The 18,516-nt window shown below is 63.4% G+C and carries 18 protein-coding genes and 1 pseudogene; 6 read left to right on the top strand and 13 right to left on the bottom strand.

Features of this window, described 5'->3' with window-relative positions:
- Positions 1–17 precede the first annotated feature (17 nt).
- The 5 genes from ACO2RV_RS20385 to ACO2RV_RS20365 all read right to left on the bottom strand — a co-directional run bounded on the left by ACO2RV_RS20385 (position 18) and on the right by ACO2RV_RS20365 (position 3,188).
- The gene (locus ACO2RV_RS20385) at positions 18–416 is read right to left on the bottom strand and encodes a DUF3085 domain-containing protein (RefSeq protein WP_423296081.1); all 399 of its coding nucleotides are present in this window, start codon (positions 414–416) and stop codon (positions 18–20) included.
- Positions 417–424: 8 nt separating this feature from the next.
- Positions 425–1,030, bottom strand: coding sequence for a DUF1419 domain-containing protein (locus tag ACO2RV_RS20380; protein WP_423296080.1), 606 nt, complete (start codon positions 1,028–1,030; stop codon positions 425–427).
- A 235-nt stretch (positions 1,031–1,265) separates the two neighbouring features.
- On the bottom strand, positions 1,266–2,195 hold the full coding sequence (locus tag ACO2RV_RS20375) for a DUF3991 and toprim domain-containing protein (RefSeq protein ID WP_423296079.1): 930 nt from the start codon (positions 2,193–2,195) through the stop codon (positions 1,266–1,268).
- A gap of 291 nt (positions 2,196–2,486) precedes the next feature.
- Positions 2,487–2,672: a hypothetical protein gene (locus tag ACO2RV_RS20370; protein WP_423296078.1), complete on the bottom strand. Its 186-nt coding sequence runs from the start codon at positions 2,670–2,672 to the stop codon at positions 2,487–2,489.
- Between the two features lie 222 nt (positions 2,673–2,894).
- Positions 2,895–3,188, bottom strand: coding sequence for a hypothetical protein (locus ACO2RV_RS20365; RefSeq protein WP_423296077.1), 294 nt, complete (start codon positions 3,186–3,188; stop codon positions 2,895–2,897).
- Between the two features lie 566 nt (positions 3,189–3,754).
- Here ACO2RV_RS20365 and ACO2RV_RS20360 point away from each other — a divergent pair.
- A complete protein-coding gene (locus ACO2RV_RS20360) occupies positions 3,755–4,042 on the top strand; it encodes a hypothetical protein (protein WP_423296076.1) in 288 nt (95 codons plus the stop codon).
- 9 nt (positions 4,043–4,051) lie between these two features.
- Here ACO2RV_RS20360 and ACO2RV_RS20355 read toward each other — a convergent pair.
- Positions 4,052–4,189: pseudogene (locus ACO2RV_RS20355) on the bottom strand (IS481 family transposase); the annotation flags it as partial.
- Positions 4,190–4,478: 289 nt separating this feature from the next.
- Between ACO2RV_RS20355 and ACO2RV_RS20350 the strand changes: the two are divergent.
- The gene (locus ACO2RV_RS20350; RefSeq protein WP_423296075.1) at positions 4,479–5,027 is read left to right on the top strand and encodes a hypothetical protein; all 549 of its coding nucleotides are present in this window, start codon (positions 4,479–4,481) and stop codon (positions 5,025–5,027) included.
- Positions 5,028–5,459: 432 nt separating this feature from the next.
- Here the strand turns inward: ACO2RV_RS20350 and ACO2RV_RS20345 are convergent, their stop codons facing one another.
- The 7 genes from ACO2RV_RS20345 to ACO2RV_RS20315 all read right to left on the bottom strand — a co-directional run bounded on the left by ACO2RV_RS20345 (position 5,460) and on the right by ACO2RV_RS20315 (position 12,581).
- The gene (locus ACO2RV_RS20345) at positions 5,460–5,588 is read right to left on the bottom strand and encodes a hypothetical protein (protein ID WP_423296074.1); all 129 of its coding nucleotides are present in this window, start codon (positions 5,586–5,588) and stop codon (positions 5,460–5,462) included.
- Between the two features lie 12 nt (positions 5,589–5,600).
- Positions 5,601–8,774 carry an efflux RND transporter permease subunit gene (locus ACO2RV_RS20340; protein ID WP_423296073.1) on the bottom strand — a complete coding sequence of 1,058 codons (3,174 nt, stop codon included), beginning with the start codon at positions 8,772–8,774 and terminating at the stop codon, positions 5,601–5,603.
- Entirely contained in the window at positions 8,771–10,192 is a 1,422-nt protein-coding gene (locus tag ACO2RV_RS20335; RefSeq protein ID WP_423296072.1) for an efflux RND transporter periplasmic adaptor subunit, read from the bottom strand. Before ACO2RV_RS20335 ends, ACO2RV_RS20340 begins: the two co-directional genes overlap by 4 nt.
- Entirely contained in the window at positions 10,189–10,596 is a 408-nt protein-coding gene (locus tag ACO2RV_RS20330; RefSeq protein WP_423296071.1) for a FixH family protein, read from the bottom strand. The genes ACO2RV_RS20335 and ACO2RV_RS20330 overlap by 4 nt, the downstream gene beginning before the upstream one ends.
- A gap of 133 nt (positions 10,597–10,729) precedes the next feature.
- The gene (locus tag ACO2RV_RS20325; RefSeq protein WP_423296070.1) at positions 10,730–11,029 is read right to left on the bottom strand and encodes a hypothetical protein; all 300 of its coding nucleotides are present in this window, start codon (positions 11,027–11,029) and stop codon (positions 10,730–10,732) included.
- 428 nt (positions 11,030–11,457) lie between these two features.
- A complete protein-coding gene (locus ACO2RV_RS20320; protein ID WP_423296069.1) occupies positions 11,458–11,928 on the bottom strand; it encodes a DCC1-like thiol-disulfide oxidoreductase family protein in 471 nt (156 codons plus the stop codon).
- A 284-nt stretch (positions 11,929–12,212) separates the two neighbouring features.
- Positions 12,213–12,581 (bottom strand): hypothetical protein, encoded by a 369-nt coding sequence (locus ACO2RV_RS20315; protein WP_423296068.1) that lies wholly within the window; start codon positions 12,579–12,581, stop codon positions 12,213–12,215.
- A gap of 927 nt (positions 12,582–13,508) precedes the next feature.
- Here ACO2RV_RS20315 and ACO2RV_RS20310 point away from each other — a divergent pair.
- The 4 genes from ACO2RV_RS20310 to ACO2RV_RS20295 all read left to right on the top strand — a co-directional run bounded on the left by ACO2RV_RS20310 (position 13,509) and on the right by ACO2RV_RS20295 (position 18,510).
- Complete coding sequence (locus ACO2RV_RS20310) at positions 13,509–14,294, top strand: Crp/Fnr family transcriptional regulator (protein ID WP_423296067.1); 786 nt, start codon at positions 13,509–13,511, stop codon at positions 14,292–14,294.
- A 1,114-nt stretch (positions 14,295–15,408) separates the two neighbouring features.
- Positions 15,409–15,627 carry a hypothetical protein gene (locus ACO2RV_RS20305; protein WP_423296066.1) on the top strand — a complete coding sequence of 73 codons (219 nt, stop codon included), beginning with the start codon at positions 15,409–15,411 and terminating at the stop codon, positions 15,625–15,627.
- 122 nt (positions 15,628–15,749) lie between these two features.
- Positions 15,750–17,093: a TolC family protein gene (locus ACO2RV_RS20300; RefSeq protein WP_423296065.1), complete on the top strand. Its 1,344-nt coding sequence runs from the start codon at positions 15,750–15,752 to the stop codon at positions 17,091–17,093.
- A 19-nt stretch (positions 17,094–17,112) separates the two neighbouring features.
- On the top strand, positions 17,113–18,510 hold the full coding sequence (locus ACO2RV_RS20295; protein WP_423296064.1) for a multicopper oxidase family protein: 1,398 nt from the start codon (positions 17,113–17,115) through the stop codon (positions 18,508–18,510).
- The last annotated feature ends 6 nt before the right edge of the window (positions 18,511–18,516 follow it).

Below are 18,516 nucleotides of genomic sequence, written 5' to 3'. Positions count from 1 at the left end.
CTTGGCGGCCCACCGGGTCAGCGTCGGATCGGGGTGAGCACCAGGCTGGTGTCGGTCGTCGCGATTCTCAGGTGCGTGGCGCCCGGTGAGGCGGCGAACAGTCTGGCAAGCGCGGCCGCATCGAGAAAATCGATGCCGTCATCCGCGCCGAAATGCTGGCGCTTGTAGTGCCAGTAGTCGGGGTTGGTCTTCGGATCGCATTCCTCGGCATAAACGACCAGTGGGCGTTGGCCCTCGGCGAGCTTGCCGTTCGAGAGGAGGTAGACGCCCTCATCGCCGACCAGCCACAGGCCGGGCTGCTCGTCCTTGCCGGGAGCAAGGCCATAGTTCGGGTTGCGGAAGCCGCCATTGAGGAAGGCGTCGATGCGTCCGCGTGTGATGATGCTGTGGACTGCCGTCATGGAGAAGGTGAACATGGCGGCACCTACGCGGCGATCGTGTCGGGCAGGTAGCGCAGATGAACCGGCAGCTTGGCGGCGATCTGCGTGTTGGTGAGATGGTCGAGCAGCTTGAAGTCGCGGCAGCGATCCGCGCCATAGACGATGACGATGCGCTCGCCACGCAAGGCGTGGGGGAACCGCCCGTCGGCATAGCCGCGATAGTCGTCGTTCGTCACGCTCCAGATGTGCTCGAGGCGTTCCGCGCGGGTCATCGCCCTCACCGGCCTCGCCTCACGTTCTACAATCGCGGCGCGCAGCACCTCAGGCGAGCGCCGATCCGACACGTCGCAATAGCCGTGGAAATACCGTGGCCGGCCGTCAATCGTCAGCGCGAAGAAGACGCTGGTGATGCTGCCGGTCAGGAACTCGCGCATCGCGAAGATGTCCCCGCGCATCCACAGCGGCGGCAGAACGTCGAACATGTAGTTGTGCTCGGCTTCGCCGATCTCGAACCATTCGCCGCAATAGAGCGCGCTGTCATCGTTCTCCCATCGGCCAGGTCGCTGCGCGTGACGGTCGAACATGCGAAACATCTGGCGCCGGTCGGCGACGCCTTGGAACACCTTGCGGATGGGGGCGGAGAGGGTCATGGCGGGGCTCCTTCAGCCTCGTCGGGCGGGAGCGCGGCTCATCCTCTTGGATCGCCATCATCTTCAGCCCTTCAGGACCCCCTTCCACGGCCGCATCGTAGTCCGGCCGGGTCAAGGGCCGGCGCAGCCGGGCGAAGCTTCACCCTTGACGCGGCCGGCGAGCATGCGGCAGCGCCGTTCCTCTCGTTCGTTCCCCTCCCTTTCCTCCTCATTCTGCTCGCCGCGGATGCGAGCTTCACCCTGTCGCCGCGACCGGCTCGCTCGCCCAGCGCCGCATGAGCACCGCGAGGTCCTCGTTCCAGTCGTCACCCCTCGGCTGCGCACGGGCAAAGGCGGCGCCGGCCTCCTGCGCGAGGGCACGCAGGCGCCCGGCAAAGGCCTCGCCCTGCCGGTTGTGATCAGTGGCGGCCACGAGGGTGCTGCCACGCCGCCCTGCAAGGGCGCGGATGGCGCTGTCGGTCGCGGGAGACCAGCCGCCACCTGTGCTCACATAGAGGGTGTCCGGCCGAACGACCTCGATGGCGGCGAGGCTCAGGGCATCGATGGCCGCCTCGGTGACGCAGACCCGACGCGCTTCCACCGGACCGAAGCGAAACAGACGCTTCGCTCCGCCGGAAGCAAAGCCGCGCCATTCCGGCCCGCGCTCCTCCCAGCCGACGACCGCCCCAGCGTCGTTGGTATGGGCGGCCCACATGCTGCCATGTGGCCCCTCGCGCAGGCGATCGGCGCCGACGGCGCGCTCGATGACATGATCGGGAATGGCACGAGCTTGCGTGAGATACCGCCACGCGGACGAACCCGGTCGCGGCGGCAACCGCCAAGTCCAGCGGTTCGCGACCGTCGACGCCAGCAACTGCCGCGCTGGACGCCTCCATTCCAGTTGCGTGGGGATGAAGCCCACCAGCTCACCGACCTGCTTCAGCGCCTCGGCGAAGTCGCCAGCACCGAGATGGACCGCGAGCGAGAAGACGTCGCCCTTCGCGTCGGACAGAGGATCGAACCAGCCGCGTCCGCCATGAATGACGATGACGATCTCGCTGGCGCCGCGCCGGTACTTCACCGCCTTGCGCGTGCTCTCCTTGAGGTCGACGGCGAAGCCGCCCCTTTCCAATACCGCTGCGCAAGGGATCCTTTCTCGCAGCGCTTCGATGTCCCTCTTCTCCATCGTGTCTACGCCGAACCCGCCACGCAGGCATTGTCCAGCCCTTTCTTCGGTTGCCTTCCTTTTCCCGCATGTGCGGCACCAACCCCACCGGCCGCGAAGCCGGCCGGCCGCAAGGGCGCGCTGACCAACGATCCGTCATGCGGGATATCCGGCGCGGCGCAGCCTCCCTTGCGGCCGGCATGGCGCCAGCGGCAGCGCAAATTCGACGGTCTTGCCGACCGGGCGGGTTGGCCTGGGCGGCTTTCGTGGGCCGGAGCCGGCCGCGGGTGAAGGGCCGCGGCGAAGGCCGGTTCAATGAACCGGCCGCCCGCCTGCATAGGGATCATACTCGAAGAGGATGATGACATCGTCGCCGTCGAGCTCGTCGGACGGGAGGACGCCGAACTCGTCGCCGGAGCGGAAAAGCGTGACGGGGACCATCAGGGTGCGGGCAAGCTGGAAAGCGGCGTCTTGGGCGAGGGAAAGATCGTTCGACATCGTGAGGCTCCATCGGGAGCGGGCCAATTCCCGCTCGATGGCTCCCCAGTCGCTCCGCGTAGCCGACCCCGCAGCGGGTTGATCGTGGAAGATCCGGGAACGGGCCAGGAGACATCGCAAGAGAGCGGGATTGGGCTGTTTCCCGTTGGACCTGCCTCCCCGAACGAACACAGCGCCTGACGTATCGGCTTCGACGCCTGATGGTGCTTGTCGCGCCGGCTCTCAGGAAGAACCTTGCGAGGGCTCGTCCCCGCGCCGCAGCTCCTCGTCGACGATCGCCTGGACTCTTGCGAGATCCATCTCGGCGCGTGGCGAGATCCGCGCCACCTCCGCAGCGACCTTGGCCCAATGCGCGAACTCCCCGGCCCTTCCCTCGACCGTGGCGCGGCCCGCCAGGCGCTGTGCCTCATAATAGGCAGCGCGCTCATCACCCTGCACAAGACGGCAGGCATCCGCCTGCCAGCGACGGCGCATGGCGCGGCGCCGCTCCAGCCAGGATTTCAATGAGCCGAACACACCGTTCTCCTCTCCGACGGCGGCTCGATTAGGGTTTCTCCAGTTGCGCGTGCCACCGGAGTTCATAATGCGCACCGGTTCCCCCGGACCACGAGGAGACCATGTGTCCGGTTGTGGGCGTGTCGTTGCGACGCTCGGGTCGCGTTCTCGTCGCCGGCGAAGGCCGGTTCCGCGTCAGGGATAGCCGTCCGAACGGGGGAAGACCCGCGCGGGGCTTCAGCGCAGCCGCCAGCCCGGTCCCGACGGGGAGACGCCCATGATCCTTCAGAACGATCATGCGTTTAGCGATCTGAACTGGAACGCGCGCGCCTTGTGAAGTATGAGTCGCGTTGAGGCAGTACGCGCTGCCTCGGGGCGTCGAAACCCCTGCTAGCGGTTGGTGCCGGCCGTTACGGCACCAAACTCCTTGACCTTATGGTCGGGGAGCCTGCGGCGTATGCAACAGGTTCACCCGAACTAAAGGCCACAGGGCCGTCTAGCACGGTTTCGAACTCCCCGATCACCAAGAGTCAGAGAGATCGTTTGCGGGGGCGTACCGCAGACAACGGCTTCGGGGACCCGCAAAGGTGGATCCGCACGACCTTCTCCGCAAGACGCTGGAGCAACGCACGATTGCGGCCCATCGCGCCTATATCGATGCGCTGGTCGCCTGGGAAAGCGCGATCCGGGCGGCAGCGCCTGAAACTGGGTCGCGCGAAGACCGGGAGCGCCGATGCGAGAGCGCGAAAGCCGAGAAGGAACGCTGCCGGGTTGCTTTCCGTGACCTGTGCAACAAGCTCGGCTACGTGCCAAGCGGCCACGGAGTCGGCCTTCCCACCGAAGCAACAACGAGCAGCGAAGGCCGTTTTCGCTGAGCATGATGCGATCTTGTAGGGGGCTGCAGCAACGAAGGCCCTCAGGAAGTCGCCAGAGATGGGGCGGGTTGCCTTGTCGCTTGATTGCACAAAGGTGAACTTGGACACGCGATCGATGGCTACCAGAAGATAGAGCTTGCCCCGCTCGATGGCTCGATATCCGCTTGGCGAAGGCCGATTATCCGGGTCGCGGCCCTCAGGGTGGACCGACACACCGTCTGTGGACAGGATTGCCTACAGAACTGTCGCTCCGAACACATGGCGGGTCGGTGCTGAAAGGCGCCAGCGTCAAAAACACGCGACGCAGCCGCCCGCCCCCCAGCAAACGCGTGATCGCCCCAGATCGAGCGTTTACATAAGGCCAAGATCCTTTCGCGGCATTGCCACTAGCGATAGGATTTGCTCGCCGCCGAGAGTTGCAACGCGAGCACGAGGCTTGCTGGCCTGGATTTTTAGGGGGATGATTGGTGGTGCACTGTTGGAGTTCCTCGCTCCGGGGCACGATACCATGATTGTCTCTAAGCATTCGTTGGCACCACAGTATATTCCATATTTCCTGCATCGGCCGGGCGAAGTGGACTATCTCCTGATAGCTATGGCCATTTTCCTCGTGGTCTTTGTGCTAGCCCTCGGCATCCTCTACCTGCGGCTGCATGCCCTCCCGGACCAAATCGCTCATAGGTCCCAGAAGATTCAGTATCAGATTGTCTGTGTCTTGGGCCTGCTAGCGATGTTCACTCATGTCAATGCTTTTTGGATCGCCGGGCTGCTACTTGCACTGATTGATATACCTGATTTGGAAACGCCCCTAGCACGCATTGCCGGAGCACTTGAAAGGCTCGCTATGTTCGAGCGTCGCCCACTACAACAGGTGACCAGCCGCCTTCTAAGGTCAGATGAAGCTTCCGGTGTACCACCGGGCGCATCGCTTTCGCCCCGCCCCTCACCGATCAGTAACACTGCTAAGCTTAACGATGAGCGCTGAAGCTCCCATTCCTGCCGGATGAAGATGCTTCGGGCCACTGTAACCCTGCTCTGCCCAATGCTGAGCAAGGACAGCTTCCTACCCAACCAAGACACTCGTCGTGCTGAACGCCTTGAGTTCTAGCACCCAATAGAGGCGCTGGCCGCCTTCACGTGCGCGCCGCAGCCGCAGTTTCGGACGCAGGTCACGGTCATTCTGGGAGGGGCTACGCTGCGCGGGAGGGGCGCGAGAAGAGGAGCGCGGCTGCTCCGGCGGCACCTGCCATCAGCGTCGGCGGTTCAGGTGCGATGTCTGCGTCGTCAGGTTTCTCCTTGCATTGACTTGCCGATTGCTGCGGTCAGCAGTTGGGGCTGGTCCGGGCCATGATCCCGCGCTGCGTCGGGAAGATGATCGAGGTGCAGAGGAGCGGGCGGAGAGAATGCATAGCTCACCTCACCGGAAGAACACGTATTTCACCAGCGCGGCAATGACCAGCACCGCGATCGCGATGCCGATCATGCCGGCGAGGCCCATGAGCCAGCCCATGCCCGCGTCCATGCTGCTCATCATGTCGTGCATCATCGGAGCCTCCTCTCACTCTGCCGCGGCCCCGAGCCCTTCCGTTTCGGGCCCGACCGCGGCCTCGCCGGACATGGCCCGCGACAGGTTCCAGCCCTTGACCAGCGCATAGATCGCCGGGATGACGACGAGGGTCAGCAGGGTCGAGGAGACCATGCCGCCGATCATCGGCACGGCGATGCGCTGCATCACTTCCGAGCCGGTGCCGGTGCTCCACAGGATGGGCAGGAGGCCGGCCATGATGGCGACGACGGTCATCATTTTCGGCCGCACCCGCTCGACGGCGCCGAGCATGATCGCCTGGTAGAAATCGGCCCGCGTGAAAGGCCGTCCTGCCGCCTCCCGCTCGGCCTTCAGCTCCGCCATCGCCTGATCGAGATAGATCAGCATGACGACGCCGGTCTCGGCGGCGACGCCGGCGAGCGCGATGAAGCCCACAGCGACGGCGACCGACATGTTGAAGCCGAGCCACCACATCAGCCAGATGCCGCCGACCAGCGCGAAGGGCAGCGACAGCATGACGATGAGGGTTTCGGTGAGCGCCCGGAAATTGAGATAGAGCAGCAGGAAGATGATGAGCAGCGTAACCGGCACGACGATCTTCAGCCGGGCCTCGGCACGCTGCAGATATTCGAACTGGCCGCTCCACGCGACATAGGTGCCGGGCGGCAGCTTCACCTCGCTCGCCACCGCGGCTTGCGCGTCCGCGACATAGCCGCCGAGATCACGGCCGGCGATGTCGACGAAGACATAAACGGCGAGCTGGCCATTCTCGGTACGGATCGAGGTCGCGCCGCGCGTCAGTCCGACCTTGGCGACCTCCCCGAGCGGCACCGTTCCGCCACCCGGCATGGGCACCTGCACATCGCGGGCGATCGCTTGCGCATCGCTCCGGAAGTCGCGGGGATAACGGACCGTGACGGCGTAGCGCTCGCGCCCCTCGACCGTGGTGGTCACGGTCTCGGCGCCGAGCGCGCTCGCGATGACGCTTTGGACGTCGCCAATGGCGAGGCCGTAGCGGCCGAGCGCCTCGCGATCCGGCACGATGTCGAGGTAATACCCGCCGATGACACGCTCGGCATAGGCGCTCGATGTCCCGGGCACGGATCGCAGCACCTGCTCGATCGCGCGCGCGGTCTGCTCCATCTGGCCGAGATCGGTGCCTAACACCTTGACGCCGACCGGGGTGCGGATGCCGGTCGCCAGCATGTCGATGCGGGCGCGGATCGGCATGGTCCAGGCATTGGAGACGCCGGGGAATTGCAGCGCCTGGTCCATCTCGGCCTTCAGGCTGTCGACGGTGACGCCGGGTCGCCATTGGTTCTTCGGCTTCAGATTGATGATGGTCTCGAACATCTCGGTCGGCGCCGGATCGGTGGCGGTGAGCGCCCGTCCCGCCTTGCCATAGACCGTATCCACCTCCGGGAAGCTCTTGATGATCCGGTCCTGCGTCTGCAGCAGCTCGGCCGCCTTGGTGACGGAGATGCCCGGCAAGGTGGTCGGCATGTACATCAGCGTGCCTTCGTCCAGGCTCGGCATGAACTCGGAACCGAGCTGGCGCGCTGGCCACACGGTGATCCCGAGCACCACGAGCGCGACGAGGATGGTGAGCATCTTCGCCTTCAGAACGCCGCGGATCACCGGGCGATAGACCCAAATCAGGAACCGGTTGATCGGGTTCCTGTGCTCGGGGACGATCCGCCCGCGCACGAAGACCACCATCAGCGCCGGCACCAGCGTCACCGACAGCAGCGCCGATGCCGCCATGGCGAAGGTCTTGGTGAAGGCGAGCGGACCGAACATCCGGCCTTCCTGCGATTCCAGCGTGAAGATCGGCAGGAAGGAGACGGTGATGACGAGCAGGCTGAAGAACAGCGCCGGTCCGACCTCGCTGGCCGCCTCGATCAGGATCTCGATCCGCGGCTTGTCCGGCGGCGCGCGCTCCAGATGCTTGTGGGCGTTCTCGATCATGACGATGGCGGCGTCGATCATGGCGCCCACGGCGATGGCGATGCCGCCTAGACTCATGATGTTGGAGCCGAGCCCGATCGCCTTCATCGCCGCGAACGCCATCAGAATGCCGACCGGCAGCATCAATATAGCCACCAGCGCGCTGCGCAGATGCAGCAGGAACACGACGCAGACCAGGGCGACAATGATGCTTTCCTCGACCAGCGTGCCCTTCAGCGTCTCGATTGCGCGCTCGATCAATCCGGAGCGGTCATAGACCGGCACGATCTCGGCGCCCTTCGGCAGGCTCGATGCGATCTCGGCGAGCCGCGCCTTGACGTTCTCGATCACGGTCAATGCATTGGCGCCGAAGCGCTGCAGCACGATGCCGCTGGCCACCTCGCCCTCGCCATTGAGCTCGGTGATGCCGCGCCGCTCATCCGGGACGATCTCGACGCGGGCGACATCCTTCACCCGCAACGGCACGCCGCCATCGGTCTTCAGCACCACATTCTCGATATCGGCGACGCCGCGCAGATAGCCGCGGCCGCGCACCATGAACTCGAACTCGGAGAGCTCAACGGTGCGCCCGCCGACATCGGTGTTGCTCGCCTTCACGGCGTCGCGCACCTTGTCGAGCGGGATGCCCAGCGCCCGCAGCCGGTTCGGATCGACCACGATCGAATATTGCTTGACGAAGCCGCCGACGCTGGCGACCTCGGCGACGCCCTCCGCCTTGGAGGCACCGAAGCGGACCACCCAATCCTGCAACGAGCGCAGCTCGGCAAGCGTCATCTGCTTGGCGACGACGGCGTATTGGTAGACCCAGCCGACACCGGTCGCATCCGGCCCGAGGGTCGGCGTCACCCCCGCCGGCAGGCGCTGCGCGGCGGCGTTGAGATATTCCAGCACGCGGCTCCGCGCCCAATAGGGATCGGTGCCATCCTCGAAGATCACATAGACGAAGGAGACGCCGAAGAAGGAAAAGCCGCGCACCACCTTCGACTTCGGCACCGTCAGCATGGACGTCGTGAGCGGGTAGGTGACCTGGTCCTCGACCACCTGCGGCGCCTGGCCGGGATAATCGGTGTAGACGATCACCTGGACGTCGGAGAGATCGGGAATGGCGTCGAGCGGTAGCGTCTTCAGCGCATAGAGGCCGGCGGCGACGGCGAAGGCGGTGCCGATGAAGACGAGCACGAGGTTTCGGGCGGACCAGCCGATGAGGCGGGCGATCATGGCTGTGTCTCCGCAGGTGTCAGGCCGCGCAACGCCGCCTTCAGATTGCTTTCGGCGTCGATCAGGAAGTTCGCCGCGACGACGACCCGATCCCCCTCGGCGATCCCTTGGCGGATTTCGGTGAAGCCCTCGCCGCGCAGGCCGATCTTGACGTCACGCGGCTCGAACCGGCCTTCGCCGCGGTCGAGGATCACCACCTGCCTTGTGCCGGTGTCGATGATGGCGTCGTCCGGCACGGCGACGACCGGCGTGGCAGCGCCGGTGCCGATCTCCACCTCGGCATACATGTTGGGCAGCAGGGCGCCGTCCGGGTTCGCGATCTCGATCCGCACCCGCGTCGCTCGCGTGACTTCGCCAACCTGCGGATAGATCAGCGACACCCGGCCGTCGAGGCTGCGTCCCGGCAGGCTCCGCACCCTTATCGTCGCTGGCGCACCGAGCCGAATGGCACCGAGATCGAATTCCGGCACATCGGCCAGCACCCAGATGGTCGAGATGTCGGCGAGACGGAACAGCACATCTCCGGGCGCCGCCTTCATGCCGTCGGCGACGTTGCGCTCGAGCACGACGCCATCGCTCGGCGCCCGCCAGACCATCGACAGCGGCACCTTGCGGGTGCGCTCGATCTCGGCGATCGCCTCGGGCGGAAGGCCGAGATTCTCCAGGCGCTGGCGGGCGCCTCCCAGAGCGCTGTCGCGGCCGCCGCTGTTGAGATCGGTGAGGAGCTGCGCGCCGGCAGTGGCGATGTCCGGCGCATAGAGCCGGAGCAACATCTGGCCCTTCGTCACCCGGTCGCCCGTGGTGACATTTGCCACCTCGTTGATGAAAGCGTCGCTCCGGGTCGCCACCACGGAGACGCGCCGCTCGTCGAGCTGGACGGTTCCCGGCACGCGCACCAGCCTGCCGACAACGCGCCGCTCAACCAACTCCGAACGCACGCCGGTTCGCTGCAGCTTGCCGAGCGAGACCTTCACGACTGCGCCGTCATCGTCCTCGCCCTCATGGACGGGGATATAGTCCATCCCCATGGAGTCCTTCTTCGGCACCGGCGAGGTGTCTGGAAGGCCCATCGGATTGCGGTAGTAGAGGACGCTCCGCGGACTTGCCGGGGCGGCCACCTCGGCTGCTGCTGGCGGCTTGTCCTCGAAGCTCACATCCTCGCTGGCGTAGACCGCGCGGAAGTCCCGGCCATCCCCGGTCTGCCGCGGGGTCGCCGAATAGGTCGGCCTGCCATCGGGATCCTGATAATAGATCACGGCCCCTGTGCCGGCCGGTTCAGCCACAGCCGGAATGCCTACGGCATCGAACAATGTGCGAAGGCCGGGCGCGGAAATACCCCGTGCGCCGGCCCAATAGCCTCCGACCCCCGCCGCCATGATGGCGGCGAGGGTGAGGCCCGTGAGGGCGATCCGTTTCATGGCACGGCCTTCAGGACCAGCTTGTTCTCGATGGTGCCGGTCTCGCCCTGGATCTTGGCGCCGAGCGACAATTGCCAGCCGCCGGCCATCATCAGATTGGCCTTGAAACGGTAGACGCCCGGCTCGGTCGAGGGCAGCGCCTCGATCGGCGCGGTCATGGTCGGCATGCCGTCGGGCGCCATGTCGATCCGGGTGGCGAAGATCACCGCATCCGGAACCGCCGTGCCGGAGCGCTTGTCGATCAGCCGGACGGCGACAATAGCGCCATTGCCCTGCTTGACGTCGGTTTGAACCAGCCGGAACTCGTAATTGGCAATGTCGGCGTGCGCCGTCGAGAGAGCCGCGGTGGACAGCGCGGCCGCAAGCGCCGCAGCGGCGGCGCGCTTCGTTTTGAACGTCGTCATTATCTGAAAATCCCAGAACTATCGGAGCGCCGTGCACATGGCCCGGCATCGCGTGGCTTATGGCCACGCACTCTTGGCCGCCCGAGCTTCGCCGGGGGGCGGCACGAGCCGGCGTCGAAACGCCGGCGATGTTCTAGGTTCGCGGAGGTCGGGCTGGAGGCTCTATCGCGAGCGTAGCGCCCATCGTGTCGCTGCCCGGGCGCATGGCACCGCCCTCGCGCAGCACAAAGGCCGGACTCGCCAGCAGCGGCGCGACCGAGAAGCACTTCGCCATGCAGATCGCCAGCAAGGGGCAACTTTTCTGGCAATCGGGAACGGCCGGCGCCTCATTCGGGCAGCACGGCATGTCGCCCGGCATTTCCGCCATGGTCGAGGCAGCCGCCATCGTCGGACCGCTCACCGGCGCGGTGAGCGGTCCGACGATAAGCCCCATGATCGCAAGGATCGGGAGCAGTCTACGGAGCCATATGCTGACTTGCATTGGCGATACATCGCACAAGAGAGCAAGCCAAGGAAGGAGGCTATCAACAACGTCCGCGTGAGCAATCTCGATTTATCGAGGTCCGCGAACCATTGGGCTTGGCTTCTAGGCGGCAGCTGCAAGGCAACTCCTCCTAGGTCCAGGCAAGTGGTCTTGGCAGTATCAGGCCTCTTGCCGGTATCAAGAGCGGGTTAACGATCCTCGCTTGCGACGATTCGATAGCTGTAAAGCCGACTTCGTTCCCATGGCCTTGTCGAGTGCAATTTCCGCTATTCTCAAGACGCTACCAGCCAGTTTCGTCTGAAGCGATTGGCCGACGAACCGGCACGCCCCCCGATCCGTTCAAGTGGCCAAAACTCGGCCAATCGTTGGATCCGCTCTCAGAAGCGCTCGTTTTCCCTGATCCCCAGATTATTAATCTTGGTCTTTCCCATCGTTCTGAGGAGGAGGTTCCGGCATGTGCGCAAGGCGGGGTAGACGATGTGGGACGATTGCCTAGATCGAAAAACGAGATGCGTCAGTTTGTTGAACAGGTCCGATCGACTGCTTAAAGCCGCAAGGGCGTGGATAGCGTCGCTGCCATAATAGAGTTGTCCACCTTTCTTGACGACCATCCCCTGGTCGATGTCCAGCCCTGCCTCAGTGATCTCGATCATCGCGCTGGTTACTTCACGAGCATTGACGAGACGAAGTCTGCCAGCCGACGGCGCAATGCGCACTCGGCGGCAGTAGGTATCGCAAGCCGGACACTCCCAATCATAGATCAGCAGGACTTCATCGGTCGCACTGGGTGTGTCCGCCTCACGGTCATCGCGGCCGGACCTCAGGCGACCGGCCGATGTGTCGTTCATGTGATGCCGCCTTTTCTCGGTCGGCTTCGACGCTCTGAGCCAACCTAACGCCTCGAATGTCCGCCGGCAGGCCGGTCTTTCAGACACTCCGGCTACCATATCGCTCGCGGGTAGCGCAGCGTACGTTGAACGATGGAGATCCTTGAGACAGTAGACCTTACTTCGCGTTTGCGCCGCCTTCGATTGCGTCTACGGGAATGCTCCTCGCCGCAACTCAACACTCCGCACACCCGAACCGCTCGCCGTCAGGAGGATCACGATCAGCACTCGCGGCGGGCGCACCTTTAATGCAAAACCGCCACAGTAGCATTGGAACCGCATGAAAGTGCGGTATCTTCCATATAGAAGATGCCCGACTTCACCGTTACAGCAAACGACCTCTCAAGGCCGCTGTGCAATGTGACGACTATGCGTCCAGGCTTTACCTTGTAGTGACCATCGTTCTTCCAGAGACCGTCATAATTATACTCACCATGGGCCCCAAACGAGAATTTCGATCCGGTCCGTGTCGTGCACGTCTTGCCCTGCACAGTTTGCATGATCTCTGCGATCCCAGTCGGGCTTGCGGCCGAGCGAGCATAGCCGGGACCCATCTGGAGAGCGAAAGCGAGCGTGGCAGTAGCTGCGATGAAGGCAAAGTGAACGCGTTTCATTGTTTCCTCCGTTGTTGGAGCCGGTCCGCCCTTCTTCGTTTAAAAGCACGCACGTTGGTGATGTCTCATTCTCCTCTGGGAAAAGGCGTTCTCTGCAGAGCAGAGCGCCAAATAAATGACAGCCTAACTGTCCCTATTTTCTTTGTGAACTCGACGACACTTAAATTATCATAAAGAAATGGAATTCGCCCTCCCAACCGCAACGGACAGCGGGAACTATTGATACTTAACGCATATGTGAGCGAACATGGCAGCTTGGCGCGATTACCGCCACGCTGCGGCGTAGCTCGGAAAAGCATTGGCTCCCATCGTTCCATGGGGGCGTCGTCGCAGGCGACGGGAATGTGATTTGGCCGCGCGGCCTCCAGCACTCAGGGTGTTCGCAATCTGAAACCGGCTTGGCATCTCCATTGCGCCCCAATCCGGGTGATAATGATTCCTCGAATCAGTGGACGTCCGTAAGGTCAAGATGCGCTCGCGCAATCTCAAGCGAATGATGGCTCGCGCGATCTGCGTGCTTTTCGGTGTTGTGCTAGTGATTGCTGGCACGGCAGCGCATGGCCGCGATGGATCCAAAATTGGTACGCTCGCTGCTGGCCAGACTGCTGCTATCGTTGTCGCTCTCGGGGTTGAGGCCTGTGTCGACGGTCTCGCCGGTGACTGCGATTCGTCAGCCGATCACGATCGAGCGCCATCCGAGTGCTCTGTTGCGACTTGCTTCCTGATCATGCCACGACAATCGGTCGGCGCAGGTGCGACCGATAGCATCGTCCGGCTTGCGCCACCCCTCTGCGATACCGTTGCTGACGGACGTATTCGTGAGCGTCTGGACCGACCGCCGCGCACCGTCTGACCGTCGAAAACAGGTGCGAGCATTGCCGGGCATGAGGATGTTGGCTGCCATCTAACCAATGGCGGTCTGCGCGAATGAGCTGCGTCATCCCGGATTCGCTAACAGGTGAGCAATTTTTGGCTGCGGCGCATGCGCGAGGCGGAGACGCTCGGCAGCGTCGCGAGCATCAGCAACATGGCGTGAACATGGACTATCATTCCGCAATCTCCCTTCCTTCCAGGGTTTGGGAGCAAACCTCGTTGCTCGACGTTCTCGAAGAACGCGCCGTCGATCTTTCGGCAAAACGTCTGAAAATACCAAAAGCTCGGCATCTCGGAGGCTCCACCGCCGTGGCGTCGCCGGTCCTGATCCTCATTACAGGCCGCCTGACCGTGTACGCCGCGACACTAAAGGGCGTTGACGTGTTCGTAACCGACTTGGAGCCTGGCGAAATCGTCGGCGAGTCAGCCGCGCTCGGAAACGATGCATTTCCGCTGCTCGTCCGAGCGTCTGAGGAATCGCAGGCTTGGGCGATTGATCAGCGAAACTTCGTGAGTGCCCTGACGACACATACGGACTTCGCAGTGTCAGTGACGCGTGCGATGTGTCGGCGGCTGTGCCGCATAAATCAACGGCTAGTGGATCAGGTAAGCCTGCCGATGCGAGATCGCTTGAAGGCGGAGTTGTTGCGGATGGCCACCACGGAGCCCGACGGTGCCCTCGTCATCAATTCAATGCCCACTCACGACGAACTAGCGTTGCGGGTCGCTACGCAGCGTGAGGCAGTGACGAAGGAACTCGCCAGGCTCGCGCGGATCGGTGCTTTGGAAAAACGCGGGCGGAGGATCCGCATTCCCAGCCTGCTGCATTTCGCCGCCTAGCTCCCGGTGGAACTGTAACCGCGCCCCCCCAAAAGGGCGCGGTCATGGGGTTCGGGCGACATATGGACGTCGTTGACTAGGTTGATGCTATGGCTTTGAGGGTGTCAAAGGCGGTCATGTGGCGCCGCAAGCGCATAGGTCGGGTGGCATCCTGCTCCTCGAGAGGGATCTTTCTCGCTTCTCATCGCGGAATTTGCGCTGGGTTTACAGGTTCGGGTTTGCAGGTTCGCGCGGAGATCGGGTGAATCGTAATGCGTCGGCTGGGCGGCCCGTCTGTTCGAATCGCACCAGCCCTTATAAAAAAGGGCCATGAGGTGGAAAAATCCACGACAGAGCTGACGACAGTTTAGCTAGTATACCAGCACGAGCACGTGCTCTTCAGCCTATTGGCGGAAAAGTACAAATGCCGCCACTCTCACTGTAGCAAATCGGCAGCACTTTCATACGTTTCGACCTTCGGGTCTCTCCTCTGACTTGACATTCCTGTCGAGTCACCTATCCCTGAGTTGCGATGCTACGACAGATGCGCCATATCATCATACTTCTGGTCGCGCTCACCTTTTCGGTGTCGAGCGTCGGTTGGAGTGTGGCGAGTGTCGTGTCCGGGGGAATGCCGGGGAAAGGGCACCACTCCGCGATTGGGGTCCCCCCAGCCGGGCAAGTCGATCTGCATGGCGACACCGGACATGAGCATTCATCGAGCGCAAGTCACGCAACGTGCGATGAAACCAGCGGGGTGGAGTGCCGATCCGATCCACAGGAGAGCGGAGAGGCGAGCTCATGTTGTGCTGCGGCTTGCCACACGGCCATGTTGACCGGCCATGACGTGCAGGCTGTGCATATGCTCTCGCATGTGGCCGACCATGCTCCTTTGATAGTCGGCATGAATGGGGCCGCAGGCGTCCGTTTTGAGCGGCCGCCGAGATCCGCCGACATCTGATCGTCGGCTGATTCCCTTCGCGTCATTTGACCGCTGACGGACTGAATCCGTCTCCATTTGCGCTTGGTTATCTGTCAACGCCCTTTGCCGCGTGCGCTGCGCGTTGCGAAGCCCGCTGTTCGATGCCGTGCGGAATAACCGCTCAGGCCGATCCGGTCGATTCTGAGGATTTCCATGAAGCCTGTTCTCTTGACGGCCCTCGCCGTCATCCTGTCCGCATGCTCCGGACCGCCCGATATCGAGACGGCAGCCCATCCGTCCGATGCGAGCGTGCCGGTGCCGGCCCTACGCTACGTGCCCGTCACTGCTGGCACCGTCGATTACCGGCCGGTCGATCCAAAACCTTGGACCGAACGCAACGAGCGTGTCGCGCCCAAGACGGGGAGCGAATGATGGCGAGCGGGATCTTTGACCCAGCGAAAGTCCCAACCGGGCGCCGTCTCGTGCGGTATGCCGCGATAGGGACGCTTGCCAGCGCGCTTGGCGGCTGTGCCACATTCACACGGGATGGCGGCATGAGCCCAGTGGCGAACCAGGTCACGTCTGCGATCGGCATGGATACCGTAAAGATCGCCTCACCGGCCGATGCGGCATCAGTCGAAAGCCGCGTCAAGGTCCTCCTAACCAGGCCCCTCACGGCCGATGGTGCCGTCCAGCTGGCGCTAATCAACAATCGCGGTCTTCAGGCCGAGTACAATGTGCTCGGAGTTTCCGAGGCCGCATTCGTCGAGGCCAGCTTGCCGCCGAACCCAGTCATCGGCGTCGAACGTCTGGCGACGGGCGGAGAGCTCGAGATCGAGCGCCGCGTCATCGCCAACATCCTAGCGTTGATTACGCTCCCGGCGCGCAGCGACATCGCAAAAACGCAGTTCGAAGCGGCGCGGCAAAAGGCAATTGAAGCCACCTTCCGCACCGCGGCAGATACACGTCGTGCCTACTATCGCGCCGTCGCGTCACGGCAGACGGTGTCATTCCTCGAGCAAGCACGGGTCTCGGCCGATGCCGCCGCTGACCTCACGCGCAAGCTTGGAGAGACCGGCGCCGCGAAGAAACTGGACCAAGCCCGGGCGGGTGCCTTCTATGCCGAAGTCTCCAATGAGCTTGCGCAAGCTCGGATGAACGCGGGCACGGACCGCGAGGCGTTGACCCGAATGCTCGGCCTGTGGGGTAACGACGTCGGGTACAAGCTGCCTGGACAGCTCCCGAGCATGCCCCGCGTCCGGACGGTACAGCAGGTCGAGGTCGATGCGGTTCGAAAGCGGGTGGACCTCATCGCAGCACGGCTGGAGCTGGACGCGCTGCGCAAGACGCTGGGCCTGACCGAGGCGACCCGCTTCATCTCGATGCTCGATGTCGGCTGGCGCGGCAATTACGAGCGTGTGAGCGAGGACGGCGTGCGCGAAAGCGCTTCGCCGCGCGGCTTCGAGCTCGAAATCCAGATCCCGATCTTCGACGGTGGCGAAGTCAATGTCCGCCGTTCGCGCGAGACCTACATGGAGGCCGTCAACCGCCTCATGGAAAAAGCGATCAATGTTCGTTCAGAAGCGCGTGCGGCCTATCTGACCTATCGCGCCAGCTACGACATCGCCCGACAGTATCAGAACAGCATCCTGCCGCTGCGCCGGACGATCAATGAGCAGGCGCTGCTCGAATACAACGGCATGCTGATCGATGTCTTCGAGCTACTGACGACGGCGCAGGAGAGCATCGACAGCAACGTCGCGGCGATCGCGGCCAAGCGCGACTTCTTCATCGCCACCGTCGACTTCGAAACCGCCATTATTGGCGGAGGCGGCTCGTCCGGCTCGACGGGCGAAGGACCTGCTGTCGCGACTGCCGCTGAAGGCGGCGGGCATTGATCCGAGAAAGGTGGACATCATGACGGTCTCCCGTCGCAATTTCCTCGGCGCCTCCAGTGCGGCGGCGCTGATCAGCGTGGGCGCGGTGTCAGGCCGTGTCCAGGCAGCCTCGATCCCCGAGGCTGCCACAATGAAAGAGCCGACCATGCAGCCGCCGCTCGTCCCGACGAGCGGCCCAGATTACCAGCCGGTCGTTACCCTCAATGGCTGGACGCTGCCGTGGCGGATGAACGGCGACTGGAAGGAGTTCCATCTCGTCGCCGAACCGGTGGTACGCGAGTTCGCACCCGGAATGGTCGGCCATTTGTGGGGGTATAACGGCCAGTCGCCCGGCCCGACCATCGAAGCAGTCGAAGGCGACAAGGTGCGTATCTTCGTCACCAACAAGCTGCCGGAGCACACCACCATCCACTGGCACGGCCAGTTGTTGCCATGCGGCATGGACGGCGTGGGCGGTCTCACCCAGCCTCACATCAAGCCAGGAAAGACCTTCGTTTACGAGTTCCAGCTGCAGAAAAGTGGCACCTTCATGTACCACCCCCATGCCGACGAGATGGTCCAGATGGCCATGGGCATGATGGGTTTTTTCGTGGTGCACCCGAAGGATCCAACTTTCCGCCGTGTCGACCGCGACTTCGTCTTTCTCATGGCCGCCTACGACATCGACCCCGGCTCCTATGTGCCGAAGGTCGCGGAGATGACCGACTTCAACATGTGGACCTGGAACAGCCGGGTCTTCCCAGGCATCGACCACATCGTCGCGGCCAAGGGCGACAAGGTCCGGATCCGTTTCGGCAATCTCACCATGACCAACCATCCCATTCACATGCATGGCTACGACTTCAAGGTCTCGTGCACCGATGGCGGTTGGGTGCCGGAAGCCGCCGCGTGGCCGGAGGTCACCATCGACTGCGCGGTCGGCCAGATGCGGGCCTTCGATTTCGTCGCCGACAAGCCGGGCGACTGGGCGATCCACTGCCACAAGTCGCACCACACCATGAACGCCATGGGCCACGACATCCGCAACTTCATCGGCGTCGACAAGAAGGAGATCACCAAGAAGATCCGTAAGCTCGTGCCCGACTACATGCCGATGGGCACCGCCGGGATGGCGGACATGGGCGAAATGGAAATGCCGCTGCCCGACAATACCCTTCCGATGATGACGGGCTTCGCGCAGTTCGGCGCTGTGGAAATGGGGGGCATGTTTTCGGTCGTGAAGGTGAGAGAGGGGCTCGCCGCCAACGACTACAAGGATCCCGGCTGGTTCAAGCATCCGCAAGGAACAGTCGCCTTCGAGTGGAAAGGCGAGCCGAAGAATGCGGTACGTGCGCCCTCTTCCGATTTAGACAAGACCACGGCCGTGGAATTCAACGTCGTAAAGCCCGGCAACAAATCCCCTCATGACAGTCACTGAAAAGGA

It is taken from the genome of Ancylobacter sp. VNQ12 (assembly GCF_049445835.1).
Lineage (GTDB): Bacteria > Pseudomonadota > Alphaproteobacteria > Rhizobiales > Xanthobacteraceae > Ancylobacter.
Note: the sequence above shows the minus strand (reverse complement) of the source record. Positions and strands in the feature narration are given on the sequence as shown.

What these genes read in the sequence shown, in the direction of transcription:
- ACO2RV_RS20370 (WP_423296078.1), bottom strand. Translation starts at nt 2,672, where the DNA reads ATGTCGAACGATCTTTCCCTCGCCCAAGACGCCGCTTTCCAGCTTGCC.
- ACO2RV_RS20305 (WP_423296066.1), top strand. Translation starts at nt 15,409, where the DNA reads ATGAAGCCTGTTCTCTTGACGGCCCTCGCCGTCATCCTGTCCGCATGC.
- ACO2RV_RS20310 (WP_423296067.1), top strand. Translation starts at nt 13,509, where the DNA reads ATGAGCTGCGTCATCCCGGATTCGCTAACAGGTGAGCAATTTTTGGCT.
- ACO2RV_RS20375 (WP_423296079.1), bottom strand. Translation starts at nt 2,195, where the DNA reads ATGGAGAAGAGGGACATCGAAGCGCTGCGAGAAAGGATCCCTTGCGCA.
- ACO2RV_RS20380 (WP_423296080.1), bottom strand. Translation starts at nt 1,030, where the DNA reads ATGACCCTCTCCGCCCCCATCCGCAAGGTGTTCCAAGGCGTCGCCGAC.
- ACO2RV_RS20325 (WP_423296070.1), bottom strand. Translation starts at nt 11,029, where the DNA reads ATGGGGCTTATCGTCGGACCGCTCACCGCGCCGGTGAGCGGTCCGACG.
- ACO2RV_RS20335 (WP_423296072.1), bottom strand. Translation starts at nt 10,192, where the DNA reads ATGAAACGGATCGCCCTCACGGGCCTCACCCTCGCCGCCATCATGGCG.
- ACO2RV_RS20295 (WP_423296064.1), top strand. Translation starts at nt 17,113, where the DNA reads ATGACGGTCTCCCGTCGCAATTTCCTCGGCGCCTCCAGTGCGGCGGCG.
- ACO2RV_RS20330 (WP_423296071.1), bottom strand. Translation starts at nt 10,596, where the DNA reads ATGACGACGTTCAAAACGAAGCGCGCCGCCGCTGCGGCGCTTGCGGCC.
- ACO2RV_RS20320 (WP_423296069.1), bottom strand. Translation starts at nt 11,928, where the DNA reads ATGAACGACACATCGGCCGGTCGCCTGAGGTCCGGCCGCGATGACCGT.
- ACO2RV_RS20345 (WP_423296074.1), bottom strand. Translation starts at nt 5,588, where the DNA reads ATGATGCACGACATGATGAGCAGCATGGACGCGGGCATGGGCTGGCTC.
- ACO2RV_RS20340 (WP_423296073.1), bottom strand. Translation starts at nt 8,774, where the DNA reads ATGATCGCCCGCCTCATCGGCTGGTCCGCCCGAAACCTCGTGCTCGTC.
- ACO2RV_RS20315 (WP_423296068.1), bottom strand. Translation starts at nt 12,581, where the DNA reads ATGAAACGCGTTCACTTTGCCTTCATCGCAGCTACTGCCACGCTCGCT.
- ACO2RV_RS20385 (WP_423296081.1), bottom strand. Translation starts at nt 416, where the DNA reads ATGTTCACCTTCTCCATGACGGCAGTCCACAGCATCATCACACGCGGA.
- ACO2RV_RS20300 (WP_423296065.1), top strand. Translation starts at nt 15,750, where the DNA reads ATGAGCCCAGTGGCGAACCAGGTCACGTCTGCGATCGGCATGGATACC.